This window comes from Streptomyces sp. NPDC021080 (assembly GCF_044333225.1).
In the GTDB taxonomy this organism is placed as follows: domain Bacteria; phylum Actinomycetota; class Actinomycetes; order Streptomycetales; family Streptomycetaceae; genus Streptomyces.
The window spans coordinates 387,381-402,015 of record NZ_JBIRQM010000003.1 but is presented as its reverse complement, the minus strand read 5'-3'; the positions used below and the strand labels follow the sequence as shown (position 1 = coordinate 402,015).

The window sequence follows — 14,635 nt, the reverse complement described above, 5'->3', positions numbered from 1 at the left end:
CATCGGTGGGGGCCTGGGTGCTGCCTAGGGTCGAGGCATGACCGCGTTCAGCGCCCTCCCGGGCCCCCACGCCTCCGCACTCGACCTCGGCGGCCGCACCGCCCTCGTCACCGGCGCCGCGAACGGCATCGGCCGCGCCTGCGCGCTGCGGCTCGCCGCCGCCGGAGCCAAGGTGAGAGCGGTCGACCGGGACGCCGCGGGTCTGGAGACCCTGGCCCGGCAGACGCACGGCCTGGCCGGGACGGTCGAACCGCACGTCCTCGACCTCACCGACCTCGACGCGGCCGAACAGGCCGCGGCCGGCACCGATGTCCTCGTGAACAACGCCGGACTGCAGATGGTCCGCCCCATCGAGGAATTCCCGCCCGACGTGTTCCACACGGTCCTCACCGTGATGCTGGAGGCGCCGTTCCGCCTCATCCGCGGCGCTCTGCCCCACATGTACGGGCAGGGCTGGGGCCGCATCGTCAATGTCTCCTCCGTCCACGGGCTGCGCGCCTCGGCGTTCAAATCGGCCTACGTCGCCGCGAAGCACGGACTCGAAGGGCTCTCGAAAACCGCGGCCCTCGAAGGCGCCCCCCACGGGGTCACCTCGAACTGTGTGAACCCTGCCTATGTGCGGACCGCACTCGTCGAGAAACAACTGGCCGATCAGGCCCGCACACACGGCATTCCGCGACAGCGCGTCCTGACCGAGATCCTGCTGCGCGACAGCGCGGTCAAGCGGCTCATCGAGCCGGAGGAGGTCGCGGAGGCGGTGGCCTATCTCTGCGGTCCGCAGGCGGCCTTCATCACCGGAACCGCGCTGGCTCTGGACGGGGGCTGGACCGCGCACTGAGCCGGGTGCCCGCCCCACTCGCGCCCCTGCCCACCTGGGCCGTTCGCGAGTTGTCCACAGGGCCGAGGTGCTGCCCCGCGGATGGTTGTCCACAGGGCCGGGGCGCCGCCCCGCGGATGCGCGATCCTGTTGCCATGTCTCGCGATCACCTGCCATCAGCCGAGCGCTCCGCCGACAGCGCGGAAGCGCCGTTCCTGGAACTCCTGGCCAAAGGAGCGAGTGCCGACGCCTACGAGCAGCCGGTGCTGCTCGCCCGTGCCGAGGGCCTGTCGGAGGGGCGCGTCGCCGCGCTCGAACAGGCCAAGCTGCTCGCTCTGCGCGTGTGCACGGAGATAGAGGGACGGCGCCGCCGCGAGGCCGAACTCTCCGCGCTCTTCGAGACCGCGCACGACCTCGCGGGCCTGCGCGACCTGGACGCCGTACTGCGGGCGATCGTGCAGCGGGCCCGGTCGCTGCTGGGCACGGACATCGCGTATCTCAGCCTGAACGACGCGGCCAGGGGCGACACCTACATGCGGGTCACCGAGGGCTCGGTCGCCGCGCGCTTCCAGCAGCTGCGGCTCGGCATGGGGGAGGGCCTCGGCGGACTCGTCGCACAGACAGCCCGCCCGTATGTCACCGACGACTACTTCAAGGACGAGCGCTTCCAGCACACCCGGACCATCGACGCGGGCGTCCAGGACGAAGGTCTCGTCGCGATTCTGGGAGTGCCCCTGATGATCGGCCCCCAGGTCATCGGCGTGCTGTTCGCGGCGGACCGCAGGGCGCGGGTCTTCGAGCGGGAACAGATCGCCCTGCTCGGCTCGTTCGCGGCCCTGGCCGCCGCGGCCATCGACACGGCGAACGCGCTGACGGAGACCCGCTCCGCCCTGGACCGGCTCGGCCGGGCCAACGAAATCATCCGGGACCGCAGCGCGGTGATCGAGCGGGCCTCCGGCATCCACGACCGGCTGGCCGAACTCGTCCTGCGGGGCGGGGGCGTCCACGACGTCGCCGCCGCGGTCTCCGAGGTCCTGGACGGCACCGTCGAGTTCACGGACCCCGGCGGCACCCCGCCCGTGGCCGTGGCGGCCGCCCGCGCCGGCGGCCACGCCGTACGGCACGGCGACGGCTGGGTCGCCGCGGTGGCGGCCGGAGGCGAACTGCTCGGCGCGCTGGTGCTGCGCGGGCACCCCAGCCTCGACCCCGTCGACCAGCGCACCCTGGAACGCGCCGCGATGGTCACCTCACTGCTCCTGCTCGCCAGACGCTCCGCCTCCGAAGCCGAACAGCGGGTACGCGGCGAACTGCTGGACGACCTGCTCGACGCCCGCGACCGCGATCCCGGGCTGCTGAGGGAGCGGGCGGCCCGTCTGCACGCCGATCTCGACGGACACCATGTGGTGCTGGCGGCCCGGCTCGACGCCGTGGGCGCCGACGCCGGCCAGGAGGCCGGCGCGCGCAGACGGCTGTGGTCGGCCGCGTCCCACCTCGCCGCCACCCGCCACGGACTGGCCGCCGCCCGCGACGGCGGAACCGTCCTCCTGCTCCCGCTCGGGCCGGGAGACACGGCGACGGCACTGGCCCGCCGCACGGCCAAGGAACTGGGCACCGCCGTTCAGGAGCCGGTGACCGTCGGCGCCTCCGCGCCGCTCGACCGGCTCGCGGCGCACCCCGAAGCGGTGGCCGCGGCCTATACGGAGGGGCAGCGCTGCCTGGAAGCGCTGCGCCTGCTCGGCCGGACGGGCGACGGCGCGGCCGCCGAGGACTTCGGCTTCCTCGGACTGTTGCTCGCCGGGGACCGGGACATCTCAGGGTTCGTCGGCAGGACGATCGGACCGGTCGTCGGCTACGACGAACGGCGCGGCACCGACCTGCTGGTCACCCTCGACGCGTACTTCGCCAGCGGGATGAGCCCGGCGCGCACGAAGGACGCCCTGCACGTGCATGTGAACACCGTGGCACAGCGGCTGGAGCGGGTGGGGCGCCTGCTCGGGGACGACTGGCAGAGCCCGGCCCGCATATTGGAGATTCAACTCGCCCTGAGACTACACCGGTTGTCGTCACACGGGCCGCGCTGATCCCCGCACGCGGCATCGCGTACGGGGATCGGGTAGCGAGGTTTCGCGGTCTCGCGGTCAGACCGTACGGGCGTCTGCCGGTGTGACCGGAGCCGGCTGATCGTCGGTCACGGTCTCGATGGCGGACAGGTCGCGGTCGCGGGTCTCCTTCGCGAGGCCCACGGCGATCAGAGTCAGCAGAACCGACCCGATCACATAGAGGGAGACGGGAGTCGAACTGTCGTAGGAGGAGAGCAGGGCCGTCGCGATGAGCGGGGCGGGCGCGCCCGCCGCGACGGAGGCGAACTGGGCCCCGATGGAGGCACCCGAGTAGCGCATCCGGGTCGCGAACATCTCCGAGAAGAAGGCGGCCTGGGGCGCGTACATGGCGCCGTGCAGGACCAGGCCGACGGTGACGGCGAGGACGAGGTTCGCGAAGCCGCCGGTGTCGATGAGGGAGAAGAACGGGAACATCCACAGGCCGATGCCCGCGGCGCCGAGCAGGTAGACGGGGCGGCGGCCGATGCGGTCGGAGAGGGCGCCCCAGGCCGGGATGACGGCGAAGTGCACGGCCGAGGCGATGAGGACGGCGTTGAGCGCGGTCTGCCGGGAGACACCGGCGGAAGTGGTGGCGTACACGAGGATGAAGGCGGTGATCACGTAGTAGCTGATGTTCTCGGCCATACGGGCGCCCATCGCGACGAGCACGTCACGCCAGTGGTGGCGCAGGACGGAGACCAGCGGCAGCTTCGCCGACTCGTCCGCTCCTGAAGTCTTGCGGGCCTCGGCCTGTGCCAACGCCTGCTTGAACACGGGCGATTCGTCGACAGACAGACGTATCCACAAACCGACGACGACCAGAACGCCGGAGAGGAGGAACGGGACACGCCAGCCCCACGAGACGAAGGTGCCGTCCGACTGCGTGGCGGTCAGCAGCGACAGAACGCCGGTCGCCAGAAGCTGACCGGCCGGAGCTCCGGTCTGCGGCCACGACGCCCAGAACCCGCGCCGCTTCGCGTCGCCGTGCTCGGACACCAGCAGGACGGCACCGCCCCATTCGCCGCCCAGCGCGAAGCCCTGCACCAGACGCAGCGTCGTGAGCAGGACGGGGGCCGCCGCGCCGACGGTCGCGTGCGTGGGCAGCAGGCCGATCGCGAAGGTCGCCCCGCCCATCAGCAGCAGACTCAGCACCAGCAGCCGCTTGCGGCCGAGCCGGTCGCCGTAGTGCCCGAAGACGAGCGCGCCCAGTGGCCGGGCCGCGAACCCGACGGCGTACGTCAGGAAGGACAGGAGCGTGCCGACGAGCGGGTCGGAGTCGGGGAAGAACAGCTTGTTGAACACCAGGGCGGCGGCGGAGCCGTAGAGGAAGAAGTCGTACCACTCGATGGTGGTGCCGATGAGGCTCGCGGCGACGATGCGCTTGAGGCTGGCGGGGGGTGGGGGAGCGGTGGTTCCGGAGGCCATGTGCGCCACTTCCTCGTGTGCGGTGGGGACGGGTACGTGTCGGCACACCGTAGAAACATGCAGGTCAGGCGCACATGTGGCGGGGCAACATAGTTCGAGGCTTGCTTATGCGTGCGGCCACCATGCCGGTTCGCGGACGGGCGGTTCAGGGGCTCGAAGGTGGTCGAAGCAAGTGCTGTCCGGGACGCGTAGTTCGGGGTGATTTGATGGTGCGGTGCTGACTTCCGTGCTGGTTTGGTGCTGAAGGAGGGTCCAGCGCACCGTCGCGCTTCTGGCCACGGTGTGCGGTTTCACTCGTACCTCACGGACGCATCCACCGCGGCTGCCGCAGCACGACCGGCAGGGATTCTCGCCACGCTGGTCAACAAGACCGGCACCACCATCACTTCCGGGGTGGGGCGGGGTAGCAGCATCACCGTTGAGCAGACCGGCAACAGCACCAGGGACACCGTCGCACCGTCCGGCGGCTGCACTCCAAGGGACCCGGCAACGACACCATTTCCAGACTGGCCGGCAACGACACCATGAACGGCAATGCCGGCAACGACACCCTCGACGGCGGCCTCGGCTTCGACGTCTGCACCCCTGACACAGGGGGCCCGGCCGTCAACTGCCCCTGGACAATCGCCCCTCGACCGGCCCCGCTGGATGGCCGGAAGGTGCCGGGCCGTGCGGCTGCGCGGTCCGACCCCCTGACCCGGTGCTCACAACCTGGCCGCGTGCTGCGTGATCAGGGTGGTGTTCCGCAGCGTCGACGCTGATGCGACCGCTGTCGCCGCGGCGGGCCCGGCAGTCTGGCGCGCCTCACCTCCATGCCGGTAAGCGCTCAATTCCGGTTGCCCTCCCGCGGTCCGGCAGGTCTCGAAGGTGGGAGCAGACTCGCGGCGGCCGCCAAGACGACCGGCTCCGGTTGCAGTGCGGTTGCTGCTGCCCGTGAGACTCTCCTCGGCCTGACCGCCTTGCCCCAGGACATCGCAGGAGCGAAGAAAATGCGCCCGGGGGGCGTCGAGCCGTGGGAAGTGAGCAGCACTCGGCCCGGATCGAGCCGCAACCGTTCGGCTCGTACGCCGAGGCTGCCGCGCCGTCCCGGTCATCAACGCCCCTTCCAGCAGAGTTACATACCCCACTTTTCGGCCTGCGGGTGAGCACTCATGCGATGCGTCCCGTTGAACCCAGTAACCGGTTGACCCACCTGTAGACCGGTAAGTGAGGTTTGTACATGCCAAAGATCGGTCCGAAACAAACCAAGCGGCGTCTCCCCACCGCTGACTGCTGCCCGGGTTGGGTGCACCTTTGCTCCCGTCAACTCAAGGACTGAGGACGGTCGCTTCATGAACTACTGCATCCCGTGCAGCCGCACGCTCAACGGCGCCGTTACCTGCCCGGAGTGTGGGGCGTACGACCCCGGCGTGGCACAGCTGAGCGATCGGAGCGGCGGTGCTCCGACCGTCGAGGCCGCGATGCCGGAGGTCCGCCCGAGTTGGGGACCGAGCTCCTCCGGGTCGCCCCTTCCCGGGTCGCCGACTGCCTCGCAAGACCCGTCGGCTGACCGGTACGACCGTCCGGCGCGGCTGAAGAAGTATGCCGTCCGGTCTCTTGCCGCAGCCGCCTTCACCCTCCTCGGAGGCCTGGCCACCGCATCGGTGTTTCCCCAGTCGACGGTCCCACGAGCAGCCTCGATCCCGGAACAGCCGTCCCCCGAGGAGCCCGGGGTCCGCGTTCCCGATTCGCAGGCTTCACCGGAGCGTGTGACCACGCACCCGGCCCGAAAGGGCGTCCGGGACCGAAACGGTGACGGGACCCGGCGTCCTCTGCCAACGGCGACTCGCAGCACGTCACCGGTCTCTCGGCCTCCCGCCACCACCAGTGCGCCGCCACCGGTGAAGGCGAAGCCGACCCCCCGAGCCTCCAGCGGCCGCCGCCCCAGCTCGCCCTCGCAGACGGCAACCCCTTCCGCGAGGCCCTCCGCCAGTTCCTCCGTCAGTCCTTCCACCAGTCCTTCCGTCAGCATCAGCGCCTCTTCTACCGGTTAGTGGCTCACCGAGCGGCAAAGGGGAAGCCGGTGGCTGAAGCACTGGCAGGGCTCCCCGGCACAGAAACCTCCACCTGGTCCGCGTACGGCAGAGGAAGACGTGGGCGGCGGTCACGAGGGTGACGTGGTGGTGTCGGCCGGCCAGGATCGGCTTTCGAAGTGGTCCGGGCCCAAGCCGTGTCGATTTCGCGGTAGTCGTGCTCGATGCGCCGGCGGACCTTGGCCGGACAGGCCAGGTGGTGACTGGACTGCTTGGAGGGAGCCGTTCATTTCTGTCCGCCGTCCCTCTGCGCCGCACCCCACCCGCTGGGCGCCGACGAGTAGCCGGCACCGACGATTCGGTGCCGGGAAAGTGTGATCGCCCACAGTTATGTTGTGCACAACTGAATTGCACACTAGCGTCTGTGCGCAGTACACCACGAGAGGGAGGCGGCACAATGAATCCTGTTCGCTACGAGGACTATCAGCCCATCGAACGCCCTTCCTACCAGGAGGAGTTGGAAGCAGTCGTCGCCCAGGTGGCGCGTCGTACTCGCGCCTCGGTCGAGCGCGAGACCGTGGGCCGTGCTGTCCGCACGGCCCACGGCAAGACCTACGGCCTCCTCAAGGCCACGGTCACGGTTGGTGACAATCCTGGCTTCTACCGGCAGGGAATCTTCGCGCGGCCGACCACGTACGACGCCGTCGTCCGCTACTCGAACGGTTTGGGCCACGACCGCCCCGACCATCAGCTGGGCGCGGCTTGCGGAATGGGCATCAAGCTGTTCGGAGTCGCCGGTCCCTCGCTGCTGGACGACGAACGAGACAGCGGCACCTTCGACCTCAACCTGATCAACAACGATGTCTTCTTCGCGAACACGGCCTACGACTACATGGTGATCGAGGATTTGTTCGCCGAACTGCCCGAGGCCCTCGTGGATCCGGCCCGCCGCAAGACCTGGATGGCGGAGTTCCTGACCCGTCGGCTGACGCTCGCCGATCCCGACAGCTGGCTGTGGGACGAACTGTTCGCCATGCTGTCGTTCACCGGTGTCCCGCGCAGGAACCTGCTGTCGTACAGCTACAACAGCATGGGCGCCTTCCGGTACGGCGACCACATCGCCAAGATCCGTACCGTGCCGACCGCCGCGTCCCTGGCCTCCATCACACAGCAGATCGTGGACGTGCGCGCGGACAATGAGGCATTCCGCCGCACCCTGGTGGCCGAGGCCGCGGAGCGGGACCACTCCTTCGAGCTCCAGGTCCAGCTCAACACCGATCTGGCCCGTATGCAGGTGGACAACACGTCCGTCAAGTGGCCCGAGGACCTGTCCCCCTGGGTGACGGTCGCCCGGGTGGATCTCCCGCGCCAGGCTATCGGCGGGGACGACAACCTGGCGGCCGCCGACGCCACGTCGATCACGCCGTGGCGTTCACGCGAGGAGCACCGGCCCATCGGCGAGATCCAGCGGGTGCGGCAGGAGGTGTACCGGCGCTCGTCCATCGAACGGCACCGCATCAACGGGCAAGAGCGGCGCGAACCGGCCGGCAGCGCTGAGCTGCTGGGCTGAGCTGCCTCGGTCGCGCGCCGTCGCGCAGGTCAAGAGGGCACGGCACCGCCGTCCACCGGCCCGCTGGACACCCAGGGGCGCGGTGGCCAGGTGGTGGCCGGCGGATTGGATGGCCGGCAGGTGTGTGGTGCCCCGGAGGCCGGTGGCGACTCCCGTGGCTCGGACCTGTTGAACTCGTGCACGAACTGCTCGTGCCCGGCATCCGGTTCACTCGCCCACGACCTGACGTCGGCAAGGTCCCCGTCCATGACCACGTCCGTCGTCTGCAAGCACCTGCGACTTCAAGACCCTGGGCGTCGACTTCGCAGGGCTGCCTGTCTTCGACCGGATCGGGCCCGGCCGGTCGAGTCCGACCTGACTGGTACGGGACCAGGGGGGAGGGGGTCTGTGGCGCATGTCGTGGTCGTTGGCGTACCCACTGATCGGTATGGTCGGGGGAGTCGTAACGGCAGGAGGCGCGAGGTCCGCGACCGACCGTCAGATCCGTCTGTCGGCCCGCCCCGTGGGCGACGTGCACCCCGATGGCTGGGAGCACTGCACGGGGTCCGTCGAGGAACCGGGCCCGGACCGGTTCGCGGGCCGCACGCGTGTCATCTCCCTGGACCCGGCGATGCGGGGCCGGCTGGACGACCGTCCCTCCTGCCTGCTGCCGGTGGGCACCGGTGAGGTGATGCGCGCCGGATCGGCCATCGAGGCCACCGTCTCCAACCGCCCCGACTTCCAGCCGGGTGATCACGCGGTCGGAATGCTCGGCGTCCAGGAGCACGTGGTCTCCGACGGCGAGGGCGCCCTGAAGATCGACACCTCCCTCGTCCCGCCCTCGACGCCGCCCTGACCCGGCTGGCGACGCACGCGCGCGTCGTGGTCTGCGGTGCGATCGGTCATGGGCCGGCGAGCCGCTGCGGTGACCTCGCGGCAGTTCGACTCACCGCAGTGGTCGGCGGAACGGGCCGCTCGCCTCGGTCGGCCTCGGCCTGGCGGGCCCATGGTCGCGGGGCTTCCTCGCGGATGCCCGGATCCCGGACGGCGCGCGAGGCGGAGCAGCCCGAAGTCCTCACCTCGCGGGCGGCTCGCTCACGCAACTCGTCAGGGTGCTTCCGAGGCCGCGTGGTCAAGGCGAGCTCGCGGCTATCAATGCCCCGGAGAAGGGGTCGTGCCGGCAGCCGGACGTTTTCATTCGTCATCAAGCGCGTGGACGCTCGGGCGATCCTGCGGAGGATGCCTTCGTGGACCCGCCGGCCGAGTTCGGCGCGTAGTCCGCTTGCGTCGTCCAAGCCGATCCCCCGGGCGGTCCCGCAGATGCCAGGAACGTGCCGGGTCGGTCCGCATCAACTGCAGCGTCCGGTCTCGTCGACCACCGGGACCTGTTGACTCCGGTCCACGGTGATGGTCGCGTCGCTGATGCGGGCCGCGCCGAGGGCCTGGGCCTGGTCCGGCGGTGACGCGTGCCGTGAGATCGGGCACTTGACGCGGTGCGGGGCGATTCGCGGTCGACGCGGCGGCGGCAGGTTCTCCGGAACAGCCTGTCCAGTCCGGCCTGGTTCTCCGTCAGGCGGCACGCCTGCAGCGGCGATGCCCTGGTCCTTGACGGCTTCCAGGGCGACGGTGGACGAGGTGGGGTCGGTTCCGGGCCTGGATCCGGCAACCTCCGCCATGCTCCGAGGCGCAGCCTGATGGGCGGCCGGGTGTGCTCATGGCTCCTGACGGACACCGGCCGGGGGCCTGGGAGCACGGCAACGGTCCGGTTTGCGGCGTGTGGCGCAGGGAGTGGAAGGCCGACTCGATCCTCCGGCGTTCGGGGTGGAGCGCGGTCGGTCCGGCGGTGGGACGGCGGACGTTGCGCGGCCTGCCGGATCTCCTCGGCGTGGCGCAGGAAGGCCTGGAGCGGGGCGCGGCGGGTGACGATGTCGACGAGCCGGTCTTTTCCGTCGGCCACGGGAGTCGTTCGGTGCCGTGTCGCGGCATCGGCCGGCCGCCTCCGCGGGACCGTCACGGCGGGCGCCGACCCCGGCCCGCCGACGGTGCGCGCCCGGACCGGGCGACATCCCCGGCTGATGTGGAGTCAGCCAAGACCTGTGGAACCGCTCTGAGGGCCCCTCTGTTTCGGCGGTGTGTGCCGTATCACGCCCCCCGAAATGCGCCCGAGTTGTGTCGGTCACAGCGGAAATGTCCCTTTGGTGTCCATGCTCGACCTGGACAGCGGCTCCCGAAGTGGAGCCCATCGGCATGGGCGCGAAGTTCCGAAGCGGCCCATGACGCAGTCCTCGTGACGTTCCTCCTTGCCCCCTGGAAAGGTGCTCATCATGGCCGCTTACCTCTGTCCTCCTGCTGTGATACACGGCGAGCACGCCGTGGAGACCGGTCAGATCGTGGCGGAGGTGCGCGACCGGCACCCGGATGTGGCGTGGGCGCCGCGGATCGACGGCATCGCGGCCAGTACGGGCATCGAGACCCGCGGGTGGATGCTGCCGCTGGAGACCGCCGTCGCGCCCGGCGACCGCAGCGGCCTGCAGGCTGTCGGCATCGGGACCGTCCAAGAGACGCTGGCACGCGACGGGTTCACCCAGCAGGACGTGGACCGCGTGATCGCAGCCCTCGAGGCGATACCCGCGCCGCAGACCGTCCAGGAGCGCACCGCGCCGGCCTGGGAGGCCGTGCAGTCCTACGGGGAGCGTGCGGCGCGCGGGGCCCTGCAGATCGCCGGGCTGGACGCCGCGGACGTCGACTGCCTGATCACCAGTCACTCCACCACCCCGGCGCTGCCCGGTCTGGACATCGCCCTGGCCAACAAGCTTGCTCTCCGCGACGACGTGATGCTGCTGCCGGCCACGCAGTGGGCCTGTGTCGCGGGAACCCGTTCCCTGGCCCTGGCGGCCGATCTCGTGGCCGCGGACCCCGATCGGGTGGTCCTGGTCGTGATCGCGGAGGCGCTGAGCACGACCTACCAGCCCGCGGACGACACCCTCGAGTCCCTGATCGTCCGGTTGCTGTTCGCGGACACCGCGGTCGCCACGGTGGTCACGGGTCGCCCGAGGCGCGAGTCGGTGCTGCGGCTGGACGCGGCCTGGCACCACACCGTGCCCGACACCCAAGACCTGCACTGCCTGGAAACGCGGGCGGACGGCACCCACTTCGTGATGGACCGGCGAGGGCCGCGCGCCGTACAGGAGACGGTCACCGCGATGTGGGAGTGGCTGCGCCTCCGTTACCAGGACGACCCCGACTCCTGGCACCCCGACGTGCTGCTCGCGCACCCCGGCGGGACCCGGGTGCTGGAGTACATGGAACAGACGATGCCCGACGCGTGGCCGTCCGGGCTGCTGGACTACAGCCGGGACAGCTACACCAGCGGCAACCGTGGAGGCGCCGCCGTGTTCGACATCCTGAGGCGGGCGCACGACGCCGGACAGAAGTCGGGCAGTCGCGCCGTCCTGTACGCGGCGGCACCGGGCCTCACCGCAACCGCCCTGGAAGGGGAGTGGCTGTAGTGCGAGCCCACGCCAACCGCAGCAGCGAACGGGCCGTCCGCATCACCGGTCACGCCACCGGTACCGCCGAGGGCGCCGTCCGGGCCGTCGGTGGCGTCGGCTGACGCGCACGCCGCCCCTGCCCTCGCCGCGCTCTCGTACGCCCGGCCGCGCCCCGTCCCGCAGCCGCGTCATCTTGCGACTTCCGCCCAGACCACCTTGCCGGTGTCCGTCCACCGGACCCCCCACCGGGTGGTGAGCCGGTGCACGATGCGCAGGCCGCGACCGCCGTCGTCGAGGAGGCCGCCCCGGCTCAGACGCGGCCTGCCGTTGCCGGTGTCGCCCACCTCGCACAGCAGCCCGTGACCACCACCGGCCCTGATCAGTCGTACCGTGATGGGACCGGCGGCAAAGCGCACCGCGTTCGTGACCAGCTCGCTGACCAGCAGCGGCACGTCGTCCTGGGCGTCGCTCCTGGTGCGCCATTGCCGCAGCAGCGCGGAGACGTGCGCGCGGGCACGGGCGGGCGCGTCGTCGCGAGCGGGTAGCCGCCAGGTCGCGGTGTCCCCCTTGCGGTAGCCGATCATGCGCGCGAGCAGCAGGGTCACGTCGTCGCGCTGGCGCACGGGCGCCAGCGCGGAGACGACGTGCCGTGCGGCCTGCTGCAGGGCGTCCCAGGGGTGCACCGAGGACACGGCATCCGCCAGCCTGCTGATGCCCTCGTCGATCGACAGGGCCGGATCCTCCACCAGGCCGTCGGTGTAGAGGGCGAGCAGGGAGCCCGGGGGTGCGTCGAACGTGTGCACGTCGAACGGCTCCCGCAGCGCGAACTCGGCTCCCAGGCCGGGGTGAGGGCGGACCGCGAGCGGGCCTGCGTGTCCGTTCGGAAGCACCAGGACCGGAGGGAGGTGGCCCGCGCTGGAGAGCGCCACGTGGTGGCTGACCGGGTCGTAGAGGGCGATGCAGCAGGTGGAGCCGAGAGCGCTGTAGCCGGCCGCCAGCCCGGACTCCGCGTCGTCCAGCAGCGTCACGGTCTCGTCCAGGTGCTCCAGCACCTCGTCGGGTGCCAACCCCGCGGACAGCAGCGCGCGGGCCTCCATGCTCAGCTGGCCCATGGTTGCCGCGGCTCCCAGGCCGTGCCCGACGACGTCACCTACCACCAGCGCGGTGCGGCCGTCCGGCAGCGGAAAGCTGTTCACCCAGTCGCCGCCGACGCCCGCGCTGTCGGGGGTGGCGGGCTGGTAGACGCTGGCGATCTCAATGGTGCGGCCGCCGGTCCGGGGCAGCAGCCGGCGCTGCAACGCCAGCACCTGTGTGTGCTCGCGCTGGTGCTGACGGGCCAGGTCGACGTGATGGGCGGTCCTGGCCACCAGTTCCTGCAGGTCGAACAACTCGCTGTCGCGGAAGGGGTGGTCCGCCCGCCGCCAGACCTCCGCCACGCCCAGCACGACGGGTGGCGCGCCGTCCAGAACCAGCGGTACGCACGCCACACTCGCCGACCGGTCACCGGGCACCAGGGCACGGATCACGCGCTGACTGCCGAGCAGCCGCTCGACCGCCTCCCGGTCGGGTATGACGATGGGCTGCGGGGCATCGCCCCGCCGTACCGCCTGTGCCAGCAGGCGACTCGCGTCGCTCGGAAGATCACCGCCCGGAGTCACGTAACCCTCGGGCCACGCCCGGTCCGGCACCAGGGCTGCCCGCCGTAGCCGGATGCGGCCCTGCGCCTGCTCGGTGACTCCCTCGCCCGTCCACACGGCGAAGTCGAGATCGACGGCGGCCACCTCTCCCCAGGCCAGCAGGGACTCCGCCAGCGACTGCGCGGTCTCGCCGATGTCCAGCGAGGTGCCGATCGCGGTCTCGGCGGCGTACAGGTGCAGCCTCCTGGCCATGGCGATCACGGAGACGGTCAAGCCCTCCTGAGGCGCCGCGGCGGGCAGGATGCTCAGCGAGACCACCAGCTCCGACCCGTCGGCGCGCCGCAGGCGCTGGATCCGGGCGACGTGCGCCTCACCGATCTCCAGGACCTGCCGCAACCGCCGTGTGACCGTCGGTACGTCCCCGGCGGGCAGGAGATCGGCGAAAGGGCTCCCGGTTGCGGCGTTCAGACCCGCGAATACGGGGGCGTCCAGATTGCAGCGGGTGATTCTCAGATCCCTGTCCAGGTTGACCACGCCGAGAATCCGATCCTGCCGGTCGGCTGCCGGGTTGTCGGGTACGCGTTGGCGGGTGGCGCGGTCGCCCTGCGGGTTCGCAGGGCCGGCCGCCGCTGCCGCTCCGCCGCGCGGGACGTAGCGCCCCAGGGCGCTGCTGACCGTGTCGAACGGCGAAGAGGACGAGGGGGAGGGTGTGGAGTCCATGCGGCTCTCTCGGCAATCCCCGACGCGGCGCCGGGGCTGTACTCGGACCCGTGCGTCAGGGCACCGGGACCCCTGACCGCACACCTCATTGAATAACACCGGTGGTCGCTTCGCCCACGACGGCGGATCGCGCGGTGAACGCCGACCATGAGGGAACGCCGAGGCCGGTGGGGCCGTGCTCACCTTGCCGGGGGCATCGCCTGCCGGGACGTGACGACCGCCGCAGGACCACCGGGCGCCGGCGCCCGGTGGCGACGGCCGGTCCGGGTTCGCTCTAGAGGCGCGCAGGAGCAGCATGATCAGGCCGCCCCTACGTCATGCAGACCTGCCGCCCGCGGGATGCCGGGCATCGCGCTCGGCGGGGCGGTAGCCGGTCGCGGCGAAGGAGAACCTGTTCGCCGTCTTTCCGACGCCGTCGTCCGTTGCGGGGGAGGGGGGAACCGGACAAGCGGTGGGACACCGCCCGGATCGCCGCGCTCAACGAGTTCCCGGGCTTCTACGGCCTGGACCACCGGTACGCCTGGCAGGTCACGGTCCTCGGCCCCGGTCCAGTCCGGCAGAGCGGCAACGCCGCCGCACTCGTCTCCGTCGTCTCCGCCTTCGGCCGCCGCACCGACGTCGAGGGGTCCGACAGCTACGTCTTCTTCGCCGCCGGCATCGCGACCAGTTGCTCGCCCGAGACGGGCACGAGCTGCCCGGACCGAGCACTTTCGACAGACCCCACGGTCTCCGACGCCACGGCGATATCAGCCGTCTGGTACCTCTTCCACGACCGCCGGATCCGCCGTCGAATTTACACTCCACCTTATCGGCGGAGGAGAATGCGGAGGAGAATTGGGAGAGGCTGTACAAGCCGCAATTCTCCTACGGCTGTCCCTAGGGTTC

8 protein-coding genes and 1 pseudogene are annotated in these 14,635 nt (G+C 70.9%); 7 read left to right on the top strand and 2 right to left on the bottom strand.

The genetic code is table 11. The features are described from left to right. Window positions 1-37: 37 nt before the first annotated feature. Entirely contained in the window at window positions 38-838 is an 801-nt protein-coding gene (locus tag ACH4S8_RS09040) for a 3-hydroxybutyrate dehydrogenase (protein WP_398392040.1), read from the top strand. 134 nt (window positions 839-972) lie between these two features. Next, window positions 973-2,898 (top strand): helix-turn-helix domain-containing protein, encoded by a 1,926-nt coding sequence (locus ACH4S8_RS09035; RefSeq protein ID WP_398392039.1) that lies wholly within the window; start codon window positions 973-975, stop codon window positions 2,896-2,898. A 57-nt stretch (window positions 2,899-2,955) separates the two neighbouring features. On the opposite strand, the gene ACH4S8_RS09030 is transcribed toward ACH4S8_RS09035, so the two are convergent. Next, window positions 2,956-4,341 carry an MFS transporter gene (locus ACH4S8_RS09030; protein WP_398392038.1) on the bottom strand — a complete coding sequence of 462 codons (1,386 nt, stop codon included), beginning with the start codon at window positions 4,339-4,341 and terminating at the stop codon, window positions 2,956-2,958. A 467-nt stretch (window positions 4,342-4,808) separates the two neighbouring features. Between ACH4S8_RS09030 and ACH4S8_RS09025 the strand changes: the two genes are divergently transcribed. The 4 genes from ACH4S8_RS09025 (at window position 4,809) to ACH4S8_RS09010 (ending at window position 11,411) form a co-directional block, all read left to right on the top strand. Beyond that, window positions 4,809-5,102, top strand: coding sequence for a hypothetical protein (locus ACH4S8_RS09025; protein WP_398392358.1), 294 nt, complete (start codon window positions 4,809-4,811; stop codon window positions 5,100-5,102). Between the two features lie 1,708 nt (window positions 5,103-6,810). Continuing rightward, on the top strand, window positions 6,811-7,923 hold the full coding sequence (locus ACH4S8_RS09020; RefSeq protein ID WP_398392037.1) for a catalase family protein: 1,113 nt from the start codon (window positions 6,811-6,813) through the stop codon (window positions 7,921-7,923). A 394-nt stretch (window positions 7,924-8,317) separates the two neighbouring features. Beyond that, complete coding sequence (locus tag ACH4S8_RS09015) at window positions 8,318-8,758, top strand: hypothetical protein (RefSeq protein ID WP_398392036.1); 441 nt, start codon at window positions 8,318-8,320, stop codon at window positions 8,756-8,758. Window positions 8,759-10,226: 1,468 nt separating this feature from the next. Further along, window positions 10,227-11,411 (top strand): type III polyketide synthase, encoded by a 1,185-nt coding sequence (locus ACH4S8_RS09010; protein WP_398392035.1) that lies wholly within the window; start codon window positions 10,227-10,229, stop codon window positions 11,409-11,411. Window positions 11,412-11,581: 170 nt separating this feature from the next. Here ACH4S8_RS09010 and ACH4S8_RS09005 read toward each other — a convergent pair whose 3' ends face one another. After that, window positions 11,582-13,750 (bottom strand): SpoIIE family protein phosphatase, encoded by a 2,169-nt coding sequence (locus tag ACH4S8_RS09005; protein WP_398392034.1) that lies wholly within the window; start codon window positions 13,748-13,750, stop codon window positions 11,582-11,584. A gap of 376 nt (window positions 13,751-14,126) precedes the next feature. Here ACH4S8_RS09005 and ACH4S8_RS09000 point away from each other — a divergent pair. Next, a pseudogene (locus ACH4S8_RS09000) lies at window positions 14,127-14,403 on the top strand (acyl-CoA dehydrogenase); the annotation flags it as partial. Between the last annotated feature and the right edge of the window lie 232 nt (window positions 14,404-14,635).